Raw genomic sequence first — 16315 nt, 5'->3', positions numbered from 1 at the left:
CGACAGGAGAAGCACGATGACGGAGAACGCGAGAACCACCCCCGAGACTGTGCGGACGGTCGCCTGCGTCGGAGCGGGCGTGATCGGCGGCGGCTGGGTCGCCCACTACCTGGGGCGCGGCTACCAGGTGGTCGCCTGGGACCCCGCCCCCGACGCCGAGAGCAAGCTGCGCGGGCTGGTCACCTCGGCGTGGCCCGCCCTGGAGGAACTGGGCCTGGCCGAAGGCGCCTCCATGGAGAACCTGCGCGTGGTGGGCACGCTGGCCGAGGCCGTCGCGGAGGCGGACTTCGTGCAGGAGAGCGCTCCCGAGCGCCTCGACCTCAAGATCGACCTGCTGGCCGAACTCGACGCCGCCACCCCGGAGGGCGTGGTCATCGCCTCGTCCACCTCCGGCTACAGCATGAGCGAGATGCAGGTGGCGGCCGCGACACCGGAACGGCTCGTCGTCGGTCACCCCTTCAACCCGCCCTACCTGGTGCCCCTGGTCGAGGTCGTCGGCGGTGAGCGCACCGAGCGCTGGGCCGTCGACTGGGCCTCGGACTTCTACCGCGCGGCGGGCAAGTCCGTGATCAGCATGGACCAGGAGCTCCCCGGGTTCATCGGCAACCGCATCCAGGAGGCCGCCTGGCGCGAGGCCCTGCACATGGTCGCCGAGGGCGAGGCGACCGTCGAGCAGATCGACCAGGCGATGACCAGCGGACCAGGGCTGCGCTGGGCCTTCTTCGGACCCTGCCTGACCTTCCACCTGGCCGGGGGAGAGGGCGGGATGGCGCACATGCTCGACCACTTCGGCCCGTCCCTGAAGTCGCCGTGGACCCGCTTGGAGGCGCCCGAACTCACCGAGGACCTGCGGGACCGCATGGTCGCGGGCACCGACGAGGTCGTGGCCGGGCGCTCCACCGCCGAACTGATCGCCCAACGCGACCGCCGCCTGATCGCGGTGGCCCGCGCGCTGGAGGAGGTCGAACGGGCGGAGGCCGCCGAGCGGAACGGGGAGGCCGCGTGAGCACGACACTCACCCAGCGGCTGCGACCCGAGTGGATCGACTACAACGGCCACCTCAGCGAGGCCTACTACGTCCTGGTCTTCGGGTTCGCCACGGACGCGCTGATGGACCGGGTCGGCCTCGACGCCGCCTACCGTGACGCGTCCGGCTGCTCGCTGTACACGGTGGAGGCGCACGTGCGGTACCTGAACGAGGTCACGGCGGACGCCGAGGTCGAGATCCGCACCCGGGTGGTCGGTCCGGGGCCGGAGCGCCCTGGCGCCAAGAAGGTGCGGATCTGCCACGAGATGTGGGTCGGGGACGTCCTGGCGGCGACCGAGGAACTGATGGCACTCCACGTCGACCAGGCCCTGGGACGGACGGTGCCCCTGCCCGAGGGGGTCGCCGCGAACCTCGCGGCGCTCGCCGAGCCCGCCCCCGACTACGCGGGCCGGTCCGTCGGCCCGTAGCCGCAGCCAGGGGGTCCCGTCGGCGGACGCGGGAGTACGACGGGCCCCACCCTGGTCAGACGGTAGGCTGACCGCGATCATGACGAACAAGACCGGCCCCCTGCTGCGCATGCCCGCCTCCCTGGCGGCCTCCCTGACCTGCCCCGTCTGCGCGCGCCCCCTGGACCAGGGGCTCTCCTGCGCCCACGGCCACAGTTTCGACGTCGCCAGGGAGGGCTACGCGAGCCTGCTCACCGGCGCCACCCCGCCCGGGTCCGGAGACAGCAGGGACATGGTCGCCGCCCGGCAGCGCTTCCAGGAGCAGGGGCACTACGACCCCATCGGCCGGGCCCTGGCAGAGGAGCTCGCGCAACGCCGCGTCATCGTCGACGTCGGCGGCGGCACCGGGCACTACCTCACCCAGGTCCTCACCGCGCTCCCCGACGCGGTCGGCCTGACCACCGACGTCTCCAAGTTCGCCGCGCGCAGGGCCGCCAGAGCGCACCCCCGCAGCGGCGCGGTCACCGCGGACTCCTGGCGCCGCCTGCCCCTGGCCGACCACACCGCCGACGCCCTGATCAACGTCTTCGCCCCCCGCAACGCCGCAGAGTTCCACCGCGTCCTCCAGCCCGCCGGGGTCCTGCTGGTCGTCACCCCGGCCCCCGACCACCTCCGCGAACCCCGCGAGGCCCTGGGCCTGCTCGACGTCGACCCGCGCAAGGACGAACGCCTGGCCGACAGCCTGGGGGGCCACTTCGACCACATCGCCACCCGTGAGTTGCGCTTCACCATGGAGCTGGCCCACGAGGACGTGCTGACCGTGGTGGGGATGGGCCCCAGCGCCAGGCACGTCACCCCCGAGGAGCTGAGGGCCCGCTTGGCGGCCCTCCCGGACCCCTTCACCACCACGGCCTCGGTCCGCGTCCAGACCTACCGCAGATCCGAGTAGCGGGCCGGGGCGGAAAGCGCCGGATCCGGACCGCACCCTCCACCCCACGCTCAGCGTGGCGTCCGGGCCACCTGGGTAGGCCACCCCCGTGAACGAACCGGCCGCGCACCCCGTCCCGTCCCTTCCCGCTCCGCCCGTCACCCCCGGACGCGGCGTCCACGGTGACTTCTCCGTCTGGGCACCGTGGGCCCGTCGCGTACGCGTGCGCGCGGACGGCGCCGACCACCCCATGGAACGCGCCGCGGACGGATGGTGGCACGCGTGGGTGGAGGGCGCCGGTCCCGGATCCGACTACGCCTACCTCCTCGACGACGACCCCCGCCCCCTGCCCGACCCCCGCTCCCTCTGGCAGCCCGAGGGCGTGCACGCCCCCAGCCGGGTCCACGACCACACCGCGTACGCGTGGTCCGACACCGCCCGTCCCGTCTGGACCGGCCGACCACTCGCCGGGGCTGTCGTCTACGAGCTCCACGTCGGCACCTTCACCCCCGAGGGCACCCTCACCTCCGCCATCGAGCGCCTCGACCACCTGGCCGAACTCGGCGTCACCCACGTCGAACTCCTGCCGCTCAACGCCTTCGACGGCACCCGCGGCTGGGGGTACGACGGGGTCCTGTGGTCCACGGTCCACGAACCCTACGGAGGCCCCGACGCGCTCAAGGGGTTCGTCGACGCCTGCCACCACCGCGGCCTGGCCGTCCTCCTGGACGTCGTCTACAACCACCTCGGCCCCTCCGGCGCCTACCTGCCGCGCTTTGGCCCCTACTTCTCCGGGGAGAACATCTGGGGCCCCGCCCTCAACCTGGACGGCCCCGACTCCGACCCGGTCCGGCGACTGATCATCGACGGCGCTCTGGACTGGCTCCGCCACTACCACCTGGACGGCCTCCGCCTGGACGCTGTCCACGCGCTGCGCGACGACCGCGCCGTCCCCCTGCTCGCCGAACTCTCCGCCGAGGTCGACGCACTGGCCGCGGGTCTGGGGCGCCCGCTGTCCCTGATCGCCGAGTCCGACCGCAACGACCCGCGCACGGTCCTGGCCCGGGAGGCCGGAGGCCTCGGCATGACGGCGCAGTGGTCGGACGACCTCCACCACGCACTGCACGTCGCCCTCACGGGTGAGAACCACGGCTACTACGCCGACTTCGAGGGGCCGGAGGTGCTCGCCCGGACGCTCCGCCGGGTCTTCTGGCACGACGGGACCCACTCCACCTTCCGGGGCCGTGACCACGGGGCCCGGGTCGACACCGCGCGGATCCCAGGAAGCAGGTTCCTCGGCTACCTCAGCACCCACGACCAGATCGGCAACCGCGCCCGGGGCGACCGCATGGGCGAGCACGTCCCACCGGACCTGCTCGCCTGCGGCGCCGCCATCGTCCTCTGCTCCCCCTACACCCCGATGATCTTCATGGGGGAGGAATGGGGGGCCACGACCCCCTGGCCGTTCTTCGCCTCCTTCACCGACCCCGCCCTGGCCGAAGGCGTGCGCGAGGGGCGTAGGCGCGAGTTCGCCGCCCTCGGCTGGGCGGAGGAGGACGTCCCCGACCCCATGGACCCGGCCACCCGCGACAGCGCGGTGCTGGACTGGTCCGAGGCCGAACACGGGGCACGCGCGCGCGTTCTGGAGACCTACCGGTCCCTGATCGCCCTGCGCCGGGCCGAACCCGAACTCGCCGACCCGCGACTGGACCGGTTCGGCGTCGACGCGAGCGAGGACGGGCGCACCCTGACCCTGACCCGGGGGTCCCTACGCCTGGTCTGCAACCTCGGAGCCGAGGAGACCAAGGTGGAGCTGACGGCGCAGCCCCGGGAGGTGCTGCTGGAGCAGGGGCGGACGAGGGTCAGCGGGAGCACGGTCACCCTGCCGGGCGCGGCCTTCGCGGTCCTGCGAACCTGAGCCGGATCGGCTCACGGGCGGGGCGGCGGCGTTGCTCAACAGCCTCCTCCGCCGCCGCCCCCGCCGTCACCACCGCCTCCACCGCCCCCGCCTCCACCGTCACTGACGCCGCCTCCACCGACGTCACCGCCCGAGGCGGAGCGGCCCCCCGCACCGCTGCGGCGCCCTCCCCGCTGACCGCCTCTGTCGGACGGCGCGATCAGGAAGATGACGAAGAGGAAGAGGACCGACGAAATGAGGACGAGGAGGAGGGCGATGGTCTGGCCGGGAGTCTCTCCCAGGGAGCTGGTCACGGGGGAGGGGGAACCGAGGTACGCGACGAAGGTGTCCATACTCGTCGGACACCCTCGGTCCCTGGTCGGGTTGCCAAGGAGCGTGGCCGTATACGGCCACGGCCCCTGGACCGAGCGCACCGTTCACCCCACGGGGCCACGGAAGTCCGCCTCGTCCTCCCCGTTCACCACCGAGATCAGCACGGAGGAGGGGGAGTCCGGCGCCTCGCACTCCATGTCCACCGGGTGAGCCCCGGTCTCCAGCTCGCCGAGCCGCGCCTCGGAGGTGGCGGGGCCCTCCAGTTCCTCGTAGGAACACCGCACGTCCAGCAGGCCCGTACCGAAGACGCGGCCCAGCTGCGGGACCTCCACCGTCAGGGTGAACGCCACCCGCCCGGACGGGGAGAGGACGACGTCGTCCACCGTGTAGACCACGTCCTCCTCGACCCCCTCCTGGAACTCCTCCTCGTAGGCGCCGACCGGGTACGGGAAGACCGCGCCCTCACCGAAGTGGTACTCCGATCCGTCCCTGTGGCTCCCGACGGGGGCCTCGCCTCCCTCCTCCGGCTCCTCCCCCTCGTTGGTCGGCTCCTCGGTCACGGTCCCGTCGTCGGCGGAGGGCTCCGTCACGGTCGGCGGGTCCGGTGACACCTCCTGTTCGGGGGTGCCGCAACCACTGAGCAGGAGGATCGGAAGAGTCAGGACACAGGGGAGGAATCGTCGCATCCCTCCACGCTAGGTGAGGGGCTCTCACCCTCGCCTGCCGCGCCGGGATCCCGTCCGACCGGGACCGGACAGCGCAAGGAAGACCTCCACCCACTGGTCGGGGCGCACGAGTCCCACCGGTGCGCCCGTGTCCACCCCCGCCGACCGCAGCGCGTCGACCACGCGCCCGGCCGGAAACTCCCGGGACAGCGACGCCGACAACGAACCGCCCACGCCGCCGAAACCGAGTTCGACCACGCGCCGGTACTGCGCCCGGCGCCCCACGGGCACCAGGGGTTCGCTGCGCCTGCCCAGAACCAGTACCCCGGCGTCCACCCGGGGCACGGGACGGAAGCGGTTCCGGTCGACCCGCCCGGCCAGTCGCCACGACCACCACGGCCAGGTGAGCACGGTGACCAGGCTCCACCTCCCGTAGGCCCCGGTGCGTTTGCGGGCGTACTCCAGCTGGGTGACGAGCACGGCCGAGGTCAGCATCGGCGCCTCCAGGCACCACCGGACGATGTCGGAGGTCCGGGAGTAGGGGATGTTGCCCACCACCGAGAACGGCTCGCGCGGTGGCCGTGAGCGTATGAAGTCGCCGTGCACCACCCGCACCCCCTTGGCGGGGTCCCGGTAGCGGTCGGCCAGCCGCTCGGCCAGCCGGGGGTCGAGTTCGTGGGCGATCACCCGACGGGCGGCCGGGGCGAGGAACCGGGTGATGGCCCCCTCACCGGGCCCCACCTCGACCACCAGGTCGTCAGCGGTGACCTCGGCCAGCCGCACGACCCAGCGCGCGGTTCCGGGGTCGGCGAGGAAGTTCTGGGAGAGGCGCCGCCGGTTGTTCGGTCGGCCCCCGTCCCGTCCCGGACCGCCGTCGCGGTGGGTGGGGTCGCGGTGGGCGGGGGTCCTGCGGGAGTGGCGTGCCACGCGTGGTCCGTTCTGCCGCCTCGGAGGCGGGCTGACGTGGACGGGCAGCACGAGGGGACGCCTCACCCAGAGGGTGAGCGCGCACCGGGAGAACCGGGGAGGTCCGCGGCTGCCCGTCCGAAGGAAGGAGGACGTCGGCAGGGCCTGGACCGATACGTGGCTGAGCGAGAACCCGTCACGGCGAGGGCACGTCAGAGCGAGGACGTGCCCGAGCGTGAACGCGATCCCCTGGCACCGCCGACGTCGCCCCCGGGGAAAACGGGGCGCGGAAACGGCGGTGCGCTCGGAGGGGTTCGGCTACCGGTCCAGAGGAACGGACCGGAGGCGGATGAGGGCGTGAGCGACCACGGGCCAGGCGTACTGGCCGTGGAAGATCGCGTGGAAGGCTGCCATGGACAGCACGGTAGGCGAGGGGCGCAAGGCGCCGCAACGGGTTTCTCGGCGAGGAGTCCCGTCCACGCCACCCGGGCAGCCCGGACCACCGTGCGGGGCGCCCGGGCCCCCGTGAAACCCACTCGCGCTGACGGCTCCGACCGGGCCATACTCGGCGACATGCCTGACTTCTCCGACTTCGACACCCGTCACTACCGCACGGTCGACGTGGCCACCGGCTACGACGGGTGGTCCAGCACCTACGAGGACTCCGTGCGCGACGCCATGGACCTGGCCCTGCTGGACGGGCTCACCGCACCCGACTGGTCCCGGGTCCGCCGCGCCGCCGACCTCGGCTGCGGCACCGGCCGTACCGGAGCCTGGCTGCGCGGCAGGGACGTGGAACACGTGGACGGGGTGGACCTCAGCGCCGGGATGCTCGGCCTGGCGCGGAACCGGGGCGCCCACGACACCCTCACCCAGGGCGACGTCCGGGCGACCGGTCTGCCGGGCGCCACCTACGACCTCGTCATCGCCTCGCTCATCGACGAACACCTGCCCGACCTCGCGCCCCTCTACGCCGAGGCCCGGCGCCTGACCAGGCCGGGCGGGCGCTGCGTGCTGGTCGCCTACCACCCGCAGTTCATCATGGCCTCGGGCATGCCCACGCACTTCACGGACGCCTCGGGGGAGGAGGTCGCCATCACCACCCACGTGCACCTGCTCGGTGACCACGTGAGCGCCGCCCTGGCCAGCGGCTGGCGTCTGGAGGAGCTGAACGAGGCGGTCGTGGACGACGGCTGGGTGGCGGCCAAACCCCAGTGGGAGAGGTTCCGGGGCTTCCCGATCTCGGCCGCGTTCGTGTGGGTCCGGCCGGACTGACCGGCCCGGGCCACCCCCGCGCGCACCCTTCCCCTCCGGGGCGGGGGCTCACGGTTCGGTCAGCGCCTCGACCCAACGCGCCCGGTGTCGTTCGATGTAGTCGGCGGCCGGGCCCCAGTGGTCGGCGTGCCCCTCGGCGTGCAGGCGCGCCCAGGGCTGCAGACCGGTCCGCGCCCCCTCCGTGAGGATGTCGAACATCCCGCGCACCCTCCGCAGCGCGGCGCCGGGGAGGGCACGGCGCTGCTCGGTGTCACAGCCGTAGCCGTCCGCCAGCGCCCGCAGCCTCCGGCCGTCGACCTCGGGGTCGCCACCCTCGTGCAGGGGGACGAACCCGTGCGCGGCGTAGCCGAGATCGCCCATCCGGCTGGCCGGACCGGCCCCGTCCCAGTCAATGAGGCACCAGGACTCGGCTCGTCGCCCGCCCCCGTCGAACGCCTCCCGCGCCCCCTCCGGGGCGCGGACCAGGTTCCAGGGGGCGAGGTCGTTGTGGCAGATCACCTCCGGTTCCTCGGGTGGGAAGAGGCGTTGCCAGTCGGCGTCCTCCGGAGGTCGGAAGTCGGCGGTGAGGTCGTGCAGCCGCCGGGCCATCGCGCCCAGTTCGCGGAGCTCGTCGGTGGTCATGGGCGGCATCCGGTCGGCCAGGGTGCCGGGGACGTACGCCAGGCACTGGTGGCCCTCGGGGTGTTCGCCGTGGGAGACCGGGGCGCCGGTGAATCCGTGCCGGTGGAGGTGGTGCAGCAGGGCGGTCACGGCGGGGGAGGAGCGAAGCCAGGGCTTGCGCACGGTGGCGCCGATTCGCAGGACCAGGTCGGAGACGTTGCCGCCCTCCAGGACCTCGACGTCGTCGGAGTCGCCCGAAGGGAGAGGGGCAGGGCCGGAGGGGTGGTCGCGTGTCACACGGCCATCCTCACGGCGGGGACGGACGGTGTCCACCCGGTTTCCGCGCCGTGGAACCGCTCTCCGGCCCACCCCGGCCCCGCTCCTCAGACGGTGCCGCGCTCTTCGACCGTGCTCTCCCCGGCGGCCAGGGTCGCCTCGTCCATGCGCGCCAGGGGGACCAGCAGGGTGAGCATGAGTACCCCCATGCTCAGGAAGACCACCCTGACCCCGAGGAACTCGGCGATCAGACCGCCCGCCACCGCGCCCAACGGCATGGTGCCCCAGGCCAGCAGGCGGTAGGCGCTGTTGACCCGCCCCATCAGCGCCGCCGGAGTCACACGCTGGCGCAGCGACACGGTGATGACGTTCCACACCGTGATCCCGACCCCGCCGACGAGGAAGCCGGCCCCCACCAGCCAGGCGCTGGAGGTCAGACCGGGTACCAGGACCAGCAGGGCGAACAGGGGGACGCACAGCCACAGCGAACGGGCCCGGCCCAACCACCGCTCGCACCCCTCCGCCACGAACGAACCCAGGAGGCTGCCCACGGCCGTGGCCGTCAGCAGCACGCCGAAGGCGGGTTCGGACAGGCCCATCGGGGAGTCCGGGCCCACCGCGTACAGCACCATGATCGCGAACGCGGCACTGGTGGCGAAGTTGGAGACGCCGACCATCACGGCGAACGAACGCAGGAGGCGGTGGGACCACAGGTAGCGCAGCCCCTCGGCGATGTCGGCGCGTATGCCGGTGGGCGGGCCGGTGCGGTTCACCCGGAACCGGCCACGGACCAGGAGCAGGACGCCCACGGCGGCCACCCACAGCGCGGCCGGGGTCACGAAGGCCAGGGCCACGCTCACAGCCACGAGGGCGCCCCCGAGGGGCGGGCCGACGAACTGGTTGGTGGTCAGCTCCACGGCGTACAGCCGCCCGTTGGCCCGGGAGAGCCGGTCCCGGTGGACCATCTGCGGCAGGATCGACTGCGCCGAGGTGTCGTAGAGGGTCTCGGTCGTCCCGATCAGGAACGCGGCCGCGTACAGGAGCCAGATCGAGCCCACGTCCAGAGCAAGACCCAGGGCCAGTACGAGGACCACGGCACCGCGCACGACGTTGGCCCCGACCATCGCCCACCTCCGGTCGACGCGGTCGGCGAGGGCCCCCGCGGGCAGGGCGCACAGGAGCCAGGGCAGGCCCAGGGCCACGGCGACCCCGGCGACGAGTACGGGGGAGTCGGTGAAGCGCAGGGCCGCCAGGGGCAGGGCGACCTTCAGTACACCGTCGGCCAGGTTGGAGAGGCCGGAGGAGACCCACACCCGCCAGAAGGAGCGGCCCAGGGAGTCGGGGACGGTCACGGAGCCGGACGCGTCCACGGTGCCGGGCGGGGGTTCGGGCGTGGCGGAGTCGGGGGGATCACAGGGCGTCGGCCCTTGGGGATCGGACATGCACGGAGCCTGACAGAACGATTGAGAAAACTCAATCGATTGGGGTACTCAATTAATCCACTAGGCTTCTTCTATGGCAGAACCGGCCCCAGAACCGACCGCCCGACGCCAGCGCCGACGCGCCACAGCCCGCGAGGCCAAGGCGCTCGGGCACCCGTTGCGCCTGCGCATCCTGCGTCTGTGCCTGATCAGGGACCGCACCAACCGGGAGCTCGCCGACCGGCTCGACACCAACCCGGGCACGGTGCTCCACCACGTGCGCACCCTGGTGGACGTCGGATTCCTCGTCGCGGGGCCTGTGCGCAAGGGCGCCGCCGGAGCGCTGGAGAAGCCCTACCGGGCCACCGGGGAGACCTGGTGGCTGGACGACCCGCTCCGCGACACGCCGCCCGCCGAACGGACCTCACCGCTCACCGCGTTCACCACCGAACTCGACGAGGCGGGACCCGACTCGGTCCAGATCGTCGGGCGGTTCGCCCTGCATCTCGACGACGAGGAGCTCTCGGAGTTCAACCGGCGGCTCCTCGACGTCGTGGACGAGTACGTCACCACCGACCACGAGCGCCGCGACCGCCCCCTGCGCGGCGGCGCCCTCCTGTGGCACGACATCCCCGAGGACTGATCGCGCGCGGCGGTCCTGCTCCGAGGCACCTGTGCCCAGGTCAGAAGGACTGCCACGGCCCCCTGGGCGGCCGCTGTCCCTCGCCGGGCCGCGACCAGTCGCAGACCCCGTCCGCGAACACCTCCCGGGCGCGTTCGGCCTGGGCATCGTCGAACTCCGCCGGGTGCGCGGCCTCGTCGAACTCGGTGAGCCGGCACTTGACGACGTCGGAGGCGAGCGGACCGCCCGCCCCGATCCTCGGTGATCCGTAGGTGGGAAAGGCGTCGGCGCAGCGGTCGCCGCGCCCCTCCGGCAGCGGCAACTGCGGGGCGACCACGCGTTCGTCACCGATCCAGCAGGAGTCCGTCAGCCACTCCGGACGAGACCTTCGCAGGTGGTCGGCGGGCGTCCCCCCGGGGTCGGCCAGGGCCAGCTCGGCGGCGCCGGTCACCCACGCGTCGAGTTCGGTCAGCGCGCGACCGGCCACCGGCTGGTCGGCGGAGAACACGCCGCCGCGGTGCTCCTCCACCAGCATCACGTGGTTGTCGGCGGTGCCATTGGCGGCCGACAGGCGTTCCCGGGTGCTGAACGAGTGGTAGCGCATGTGGATGTCACCGTCCGGGGCGTGGTCCTGGTGGGGGCGGTGGTCCACCACCGGGATGTCGGCGAGCCCGCCGCCCCCGTGGAGCAGACGACCGCTGTCATGGGCGGCCCGGACCGCCACCGGATCGCCCACGGTGCGTTCGGGCACCACGGCGCCGTCCTCGTCGAGACCGCCGACGTGCTCGTTCAGGTGCAGGAACCGGTCGACGTCGATATCGCCGTCGAGCAGGGCGGACAACCCGTACTGCACCCCCACGTTGTCCAGCGGGCGGCGCGGTAGACCGGTGTCGGGGTCGGTTCCGTAGACGTTGCGGGCGTGGGAGAAGACGTCGCAGCGGGCGCCGTCCGGGTTGTCCTGCGGGTGGTAGCGCTCCTCGGGCGGCAGCGCGGACGGACACACGCCCCGGGGGTCGAGCCGGGCGGCGGCGTCCGCCATCGCGCCGATCCCCTCCCAGGTGCCGAACCCGGACACTGCGCGTAGCTGCTCCCTGGTCAGGGCGTCCGGGTGCGCCTCGGCGTAGGAGCGCAGCAGCAGGGCGTCGGAGACGGCCGGAACGGTCGAGAAGCCGACGTCGGGGTAGCTCTGGGAGACCACGATCCCGTCGAGCAGCCCGGGATAGTTGTCGGAGATCTGGTGTGCCTGGTAGGCGCCGCCGGAGGAACCCCAGCCCAGTGTGTGGTCCGGGACGCCGTGGGAGAGGGCGAATCGCTCCTTGACGGCACTGGTGGTCTCGGCCGCCAGCAGGTCGTCGCAGTTGTGCCCGAACACGTTCAGGGAGGCGGAGGCCACTGCGTACCCCTGGGAGAGCATGCCGTGGTCCACCACCCCGGCGGTCCGCTTCCCCTGCACGAACCAGCCCCCGGGGCAGCCCCCGCCGAACTTGTACACCAGGCGGCGGTTCCAGCCCTCCGGAGCGGTCCACGGGTCGGGTTCGGGGTCGCGGGGGTCGTGCAGGACGGCCGTCTCGTACACGGCCCGGTTGGCGGTACCGGTCTCCACCCGGACCGTGTAGGGCACCTCCTCCCCGGTGGAGGTGATCGTGCGGGCGACGTCGGAGGGCAGGGACCGGCCCTCCGGCAGCGGGGCGAACCGGCCGTCCGTGGTGCGGTAGACGTAGCCCACCACGGTCTCCACCGAACAGTCGGTGTCCGAGGGGGCACCCAGGTCGCCGCCCCAGGCGAGTGCGAAGTCCTCTGTCTGGCAGACGAACGGGTCCTGGTGCGGCCCGGCGAACACCGGCCCGGTGACGGGGTGGTTGGTGACCACGACACGCACCTCGGCGGGGGAATCGGGGGTCAGCGCCGCCTCCGCCTCCCCGGTCAGCGCCGCGACCAGGGTGGTCGTCCCCTCGGGAAGATCCGTGACCAGCCCCTCCAGTACGTGTCCGCCCTCGGGCAGGTGAACCGGGCGCAGCCCGTCGGTGACGTCGGTCCCGTCCGCCTCCAGGCGCACCTCGTGCGGTTGGGCCGTTGGCGGCGGCTCCACACGCACCAGTGCCGTCCCGCCGGTGACCGTGTCGGGACGGGAGGACAGCACACGCAGCCTCAGCCCCTCGGAGTCACCGTCCGAGGCCGGTGTGGCCGGTGCGGACGACGGAGGCAACGTCAGCGCCGTGGCCTGATGGAGCAGCAACGGAGTACCGGAGACGGTGAAGAGGGTGGCGGTGACGGCGGCGCCCGCACCCAGGGCGACCCGTCCCCACAGGGGCCTCAACGGACACCCTCCCGGCGGGTGGGCGTGTTCGTCGCCGTTCCGGAGCCGGAACCGTGATGGCAGTGATGACCGCTGTCGCACGAGGTGATCGTCTCCGTGCGGCGCGCGGCGGGGTCAGGGACACACCGGGGGTGAAACGGGCTTTGCGCTCCCATGTCGCCACCGATACCCCGATTGGTGCCAAACACACCAGACGTCCGGCGTCAGTCCTCACCCCTGTCGTTCCCCCGGGGCGTCCCGTACTCAGGTGCGGTGGACCTCGCGCCCGGTCACCCGGCCCGGGGTGATCTTCAGGACCTGGTCGCGCGGCCCCTCAGCCCAGGGCTGGGGGAGGCGCCCCTGGGGGATGCGCTCCAGTTCGGCGGGGTCGCGCACCCAGCGGCAGCGGCCGGAGACCAGCACGCTCCATCCCTCGCGCCGCTCCTCGTCGAAGTGGTCGATCTGGAACGCCGCGTACCCCCGCGCGTGGCGCATGATCGTCCCGGCCAGCGTGGACCGGAGGACGACGGTGTCGTTGACCATCGCGTAGTTGACCGGTAGCACCGTCGGCGCGGCGTCCCCCTCGATGGTGAAGGCGACCCGTCCGAGGTCCCGTGTGGCCAGGAGGTTGAAACAGGTCTGACGCTCCAGGACCGTGAAGGCCGAGTGCTGGTCGTCGGCCAGGTCGGCCCCGGCCGTCAACTGATCCGTCCCGGAGAGCCGCTCGGTGCCCTCCTCGGCGCTGCGCTGTTCCGGGGGTGAGGCCTGTCCGGCCACCCAGCTCCGTTCCTGAGCGGAAGCGTCCGTACCGCCTGTTCCAGTCATCACGACCCCCGATGTGCGATGCCCTCTGTACCGGCCTCCGCCATCGTCGCCCGTCGTCCCCCTGAGCGGCAGGGGCACGAGCCCCCTGACCGACGGCGAAGGTCCCCACCTGCGGACTACCCCCCAGGACACTCGCCCCAAACAGAAAAGGACGTTCGACTCATATGCCATCAATCTGAACTGTCTAGGCTGGTAGGCGCACCGTGACGTCGCACGCCCGAGGGCACGCGCCCTCGCCCCCGTTCGCCCGTGCTCCGCCACGGGACCGGAACGGTGCGACCACGACCCCGTGCGACCCACGACCCGAGACGGCGAGGCCGTCCCCGGTCACCGCATCCAGTGCTGAGGAGATGTGCCCGATGGCCGGTGACGCAATGATCCGGGTGTTCCTGGTGGACGACCACGAGATCGTCCGACGAGGGGTCGGAGCACTCCTCGACGACGAGGACGGCATCCAGGTGGTCGGCGAGGCCGGAACCGCCGCCCAGGCCCTGGCCCGGATCCCCGCCCTCGAACCCGACGTGGTCGTGCTCGACGTCCGCCTCCCGGACGGCGACGGCGTCACGGTCTGCCGCGACATCCGCTCGACGCTCCCCGACACCCGCATCCTCATGCTCACGTCCTACTCCGACGACGAGGCCCTCTACGGCGCCGTCATGGCGGGGGCCTCCGGCTACATCCTCAAGCAGATCCACGGGACCGACCTGGTCGGCGCCGTCCGCACGGTCGCCGAGGGACGCTCACTCCTCGACCCCGAGTCCACCACCCGCATGCTCGAACGGCTCCGCGCGGAGGCCGTGCGCAAGGACCCGCTGAGCGAACTCACCGAACAGGAACGGCGCGTGCTCGAACTCATCGGGGAGGGGCTGACCAACCGGGAGATCGGCACCAGGATGTACCTGGCCGAGAAGACCGTGAAGAACTACGTCTCCCGGGTGCTGGCCAAGCTCGGCATGGCCCGCCGCACCCAGGCGGCCGCCTACGCCGTGCGGCTGTCGATGAACCAGACCGCCTGAACCCGCCGGAACCGGGGGCCGGACGCCCTAGACGGTCCTCTCCTCGGCCCCGTGCCGGGCCGGAACCGACCACTCCACCCGGGTGCCCTGCTCCGGGCCGGAGACCACCGACACCGCCCCGCCCAGCTCCTGCGCGCGCGAGGCGATGTTGCGCAGACCGCTGCGGTGGCCGCCCTCCCGAATCCCCCGGCCGTCGTCGGACACCCGCAGCACCAGCGCGTCGTCACCGACGGACACCTGGACGTCCACCGAGGCGGCCTCGGAGTGACGCGCGGCGTTGGACAACAACTCCCGCAGCACGGCGACCAGGTGTTCGCCGGTCCGTTCGTCCACCCCGTTGTCCACGGGGCCCTGAGTGAGCAGGCGGGGAGCGAACCCCAGGGACTCCGTGGCCGAGTTGACCACGGCCAGCACCTGGGAGCGCAGGGACGCGGAGTCGTCACCGCCGGAGCTCTGGAGAGCGAAGATCGTGGACCTGATCTGCCGGATCGTGTCGTCGAGGTCGTCGACCGCCGCCTGGACGCGACCGGCCGACGTGGAGTCGTCGATCCGCCGCACCGTACCCATCAGGGTGAGAGCGGTCGCGTAGAGGCGTTGGATGACCGTGTCGTGCAGGTCCCGGGCGATCCGGTCCCGGTCCTCCAACACACTCAGCCGCTCGGAGTCCAAGCGGGCCTCGGCCAGCTCCAGTGCGACCGCCGCCTGGTTGGCGAACGACGACAACATGCTCAACCAACTGCTCTGGAAGGGCTCCCGGTCCTGGTCACGGGCCAGCACCAGGACACCCCTGGCACCGTCCGGCGGGCCGAAGGGCAGCACCAGCACCGGACCCATCCCCATCCGGCTCAGGAAACCCACCCCGAGGTGGTCGAACTCGACGACGTCGGTCCGCACCGGCGTTCCGCTCAGGTAGACCCGGCCCAGCAGGGTGTCGGCCTCACGGGTCAGGGTGGCGCCCCGCGCACCGGAGTCCGGGGGCGCGCACGGGTCGTCCGGGCCGTCCCACACCCGCACGGTGAGCGTCTCGGGTTCCTCACCGGGCATGGCGATCACCGCGAGGTCCGCGTGGGCCATCACTCTTGCCCTGCGGGCCACCAGCCGCAGGACCTCCTCCGGGGCGGCGCCGGACAGCAGCCGGGTGGTGATCTGCCCTGAGGCGTCCAGCCAGGTCTCCCTGCTCTGCGTCTGGGCGAAGAGCTGCGCGTTCTCGATTGCCGTGCCCGCAGCCGTGGCCAGCGCGCGCAGCAGCAGCTCGTCGTCGCCGGTGAACTCGGCGCCTCCGAGCTTGTCGGTCATGTACAGGTTGCCGAAGACCTGGTCCCGGATCCGGATCGGTACCCCGAGGAAGGTGTGCATGGGCGGGTGACCGGCGGGAAAACCGCGCGACTCGGGGTGTTCACGCACGTTCCGCAGCCGCAGGGGTCTGGGCTCCTTGATGAGGAGCCCGAGGATGCCCTCGCCCTTGGGCCAGTGCTCGATCTGGTCGATCTCGTCGGGGTCGAGCCCCACGGGGATGAACCGGCTCATGTCCCCTTCCGGGCCGATCACCCCGAGCGCTCCGTACCGGGCCTCCACCAGGCTGGTCGCGGTCTCGGTGATCCGCAGCAGGAGGGGTTCGAGCTCCAGGCCCTCTCCGATGGAGACGACGGCCTCCAGGAGCGTGCGGATGCGTTCCTGTGTCCGGGAGATCTCGGTCATCCGGGACCGGACCTCGTCAAGGAGATCGTCCAGGCGCACCTCCGGAAGCGACAGCCGGTCCTCGCTGAGGTGGCGGTGGGCGTCGCCGTCTGTCGCGTGCATGGGGGACTCTTTCCGGCAGCT

15 protein-coding genes are annotated in these 16315 nt (G+C 72.4%); 7 read left to right on the top strand and 8 right to left on the bottom strand.

Translation table 11 applies throughout. The annotated features are described in order from the left end of the window. The first annotated feature begins 16 nt into the window (after positions 1–16). The 4 genes from BDW27_RS06420 (at position 17) to treZ (ending at position 4280) form a co-directional block, all read left to right on the top strand. Complete coding sequence (locus BDW27_RS06420) at positions 17–1006, top strand: 3-hydroxyacyl-CoA dehydrogenase NAD-binding domain-containing protein (protein WP_110048593.1); 990 nt, start codon at positions 17–19, stop codon at positions 1004–1006. Beyond that, a complete protein-coding gene (locus BDW27_RS06415; protein ID WP_110048592.1) occupies positions 1003–1455 on the top strand; it encodes a thioesterase family protein in 453 nt (150 codons plus the stop codon). Before BDW27_RS06420 ends, BDW27_RS06415 begins: the two co-directional genes overlap by 4 nt. A 79-nt stretch (positions 1456–1534) precedes the next feature. Beyond that, positions 1535–2383, top strand: a complete 849-nt coding sequence (locus BDW27_RS06410; protein WP_110048591.1) for a putative RNA methyltransferase — start codon at positions 1535–1537, stop codon at positions 2381–2383. Positions 2384–2471: 88 nt separating this feature from the next. Further along, positions 2472–4280 carry a malto-oligosyltrehalose trehalohydrolase gene (treZ, locus tag BDW27_RS06405; protein ID WP_110048590.1) on the top strand — a complete coding sequence of 603 codons (1809 nt, stop codon included), beginning with the start codon at positions 2472–2474 and terminating at the stop codon, positions 4278–4280. Positions 4281–4315: 35 nt separating this feature from the next. Here the strand turns inward: treZ and BDW27_RS27400 are convergent, their stop codons facing one another. The 3 genes from BDW27_RS27400 to erm form a co-directional block, all read right to left on the bottom strand. After that, positions 4316–4612, bottom strand: a complete 297-nt coding sequence (locus BDW27_RS27400; protein WP_199560558.1) for a hypothetical protein — start codon at positions 4610–4612, stop codon at positions 4316–4318. Between the two features lie 84 nt (positions 4613–4696). Then, positions 4697–5278 carry a hypothetical protein gene (locus BDW27_RS06395; protein WP_110048589.1) on the bottom strand — a complete coding sequence of 194 codons (582 nt, stop codon included), beginning with the start codon at positions 5276–5278 and terminating at the stop codon, positions 4697–4699. A gap of 24 nt (positions 5279–5302) precedes the next feature. After that, complete coding sequence (erm, locus tag BDW27_RS06390) at positions 5303–6184, bottom strand: ErmE/ErmH/ErmO/ErmR family 23S rRNA (adenine(2058)-N(6))-methyltransferase (RefSeq protein WP_110048588.1); 882 nt, start codon at positions 6182–6184, stop codon at positions 5303–5305. Between the two features lie 552 nt (positions 6185–6736). On the opposite strand from erm, the gene BDW27_RS06385 reads away from it, so the two are divergent. Continuing rightward, complete coding sequence (locus tag BDW27_RS06385; RefSeq protein ID WP_110048808.1) at positions 6737–7438, top strand: class I SAM-dependent methyltransferase; 702 nt, start codon at positions 6737–6739, stop codon at positions 7436–7438. Positions 7439–7486: 48 nt separating this feature from the next. On the opposite strand, the gene BDW27_RS06380 is transcribed toward BDW27_RS06385, so the two are convergent. Next, positions 7487–8335: a phosphotransferase enzyme family protein gene (locus BDW27_RS06380; RefSeq protein ID WP_110048807.1), complete on the bottom strand. Its 849-nt coding sequence runs from the start codon at positions 8333–8335 to the stop codon at positions 7487–7489. Positions 8336–8421: 86 nt separating this feature from the next. Then, a complete protein-coding gene (locus tag BDW27_RS06375) occupies positions 8422–9756 on the bottom strand; it encodes an MFS transporter (RefSeq protein ID WP_370446445.1) in 1335 nt (444 codons plus the stop codon). Positions 9757–9829: 73 nt separating this feature from the next. Between BDW27_RS06375 and BDW27_RS06370 the strand changes: the two genes are divergently transcribed. Next, the gene (locus BDW27_RS06370) at positions 9830–10378 is read left to right on the top strand and encodes a winged helix-turn-helix domain-containing protein (RefSeq protein WP_026129056.1); all 549 of its coding nucleotides are present in this window, start codon (positions 9830–9832) and stop codon (positions 10376–10378) included. 40 nt (positions 10379–10418) lie between these two features. Here BDW27_RS06370 and BDW27_RS06365 read toward each other — a convergent pair whose 3' ends face one another. Both BDW27_RS06365 and BDW27_RS06360 read right to left on the bottom strand, forming a co-directional pair. Continuing rightward, positions 10419–12674 carry a DUF6351 family protein gene (locus BDW27_RS06365; protein WP_110048587.1) on the bottom strand — a complete coding sequence of 752 codons (2256 nt, stop codon included), beginning with the start codon at positions 12672–12674 and terminating at the stop codon, positions 10419–10421. Positions 12675–12917: 243 nt separating this feature from the next. Beyond that, positions 12918–13478 carry a pyridoxamine 5'-phosphate oxidase family protein gene (locus tag BDW27_RS06360; RefSeq protein WP_026129055.1) on the bottom strand — a complete coding sequence of 187 codons (561 nt, stop codon included), beginning with the start codon at positions 13476–13478 and terminating at the stop codon, positions 12918–12920. Positions 13479–13837: 359 nt separating this feature from the next. Between BDW27_RS06360 and BDW27_RS06355 the strand changes: the two genes are divergently transcribed. Continuing rightward, positions 13838–14494, top strand: coding sequence for a response regulator transcription factor (locus BDW27_RS06355; protein ID WP_110048586.1), 657 nt, complete (start codon positions 13838–13840; stop codon positions 14492–14494). Between the two features lie 27 nt (positions 14495–14521). Here BDW27_RS06355 and BDW27_RS06350 read toward each other — a convergent pair whose 3' ends face one another. Next, positions 14522–16294: a GAF domain-containing sensor histidine kinase gene (locus BDW27_RS06350; protein WP_110048585.1), complete on the bottom strand. Its 1773-nt coding sequence runs from the start codon at positions 16292–16294 to the stop codon at positions 14522–14524. Between the last annotated feature and the right edge of the window lie 21 nt (positions 16295–16315).

The organism is Nocardiopsis sp. L17-MgMaSL7 (genome assembly GCF_003182025.1).
In the GTDB taxonomy this organism is placed as follows: domain Bacteria; phylum Actinomycetota; class Actinomycetes; order Streptosporangiales; family Streptosporangiaceae; genus Nocardiopsis; species Nocardiopsis prasina.
Note: the sequence above shows the minus strand (reverse complement) of the source record. Positions and strands in the feature narration are given on the sequence as shown.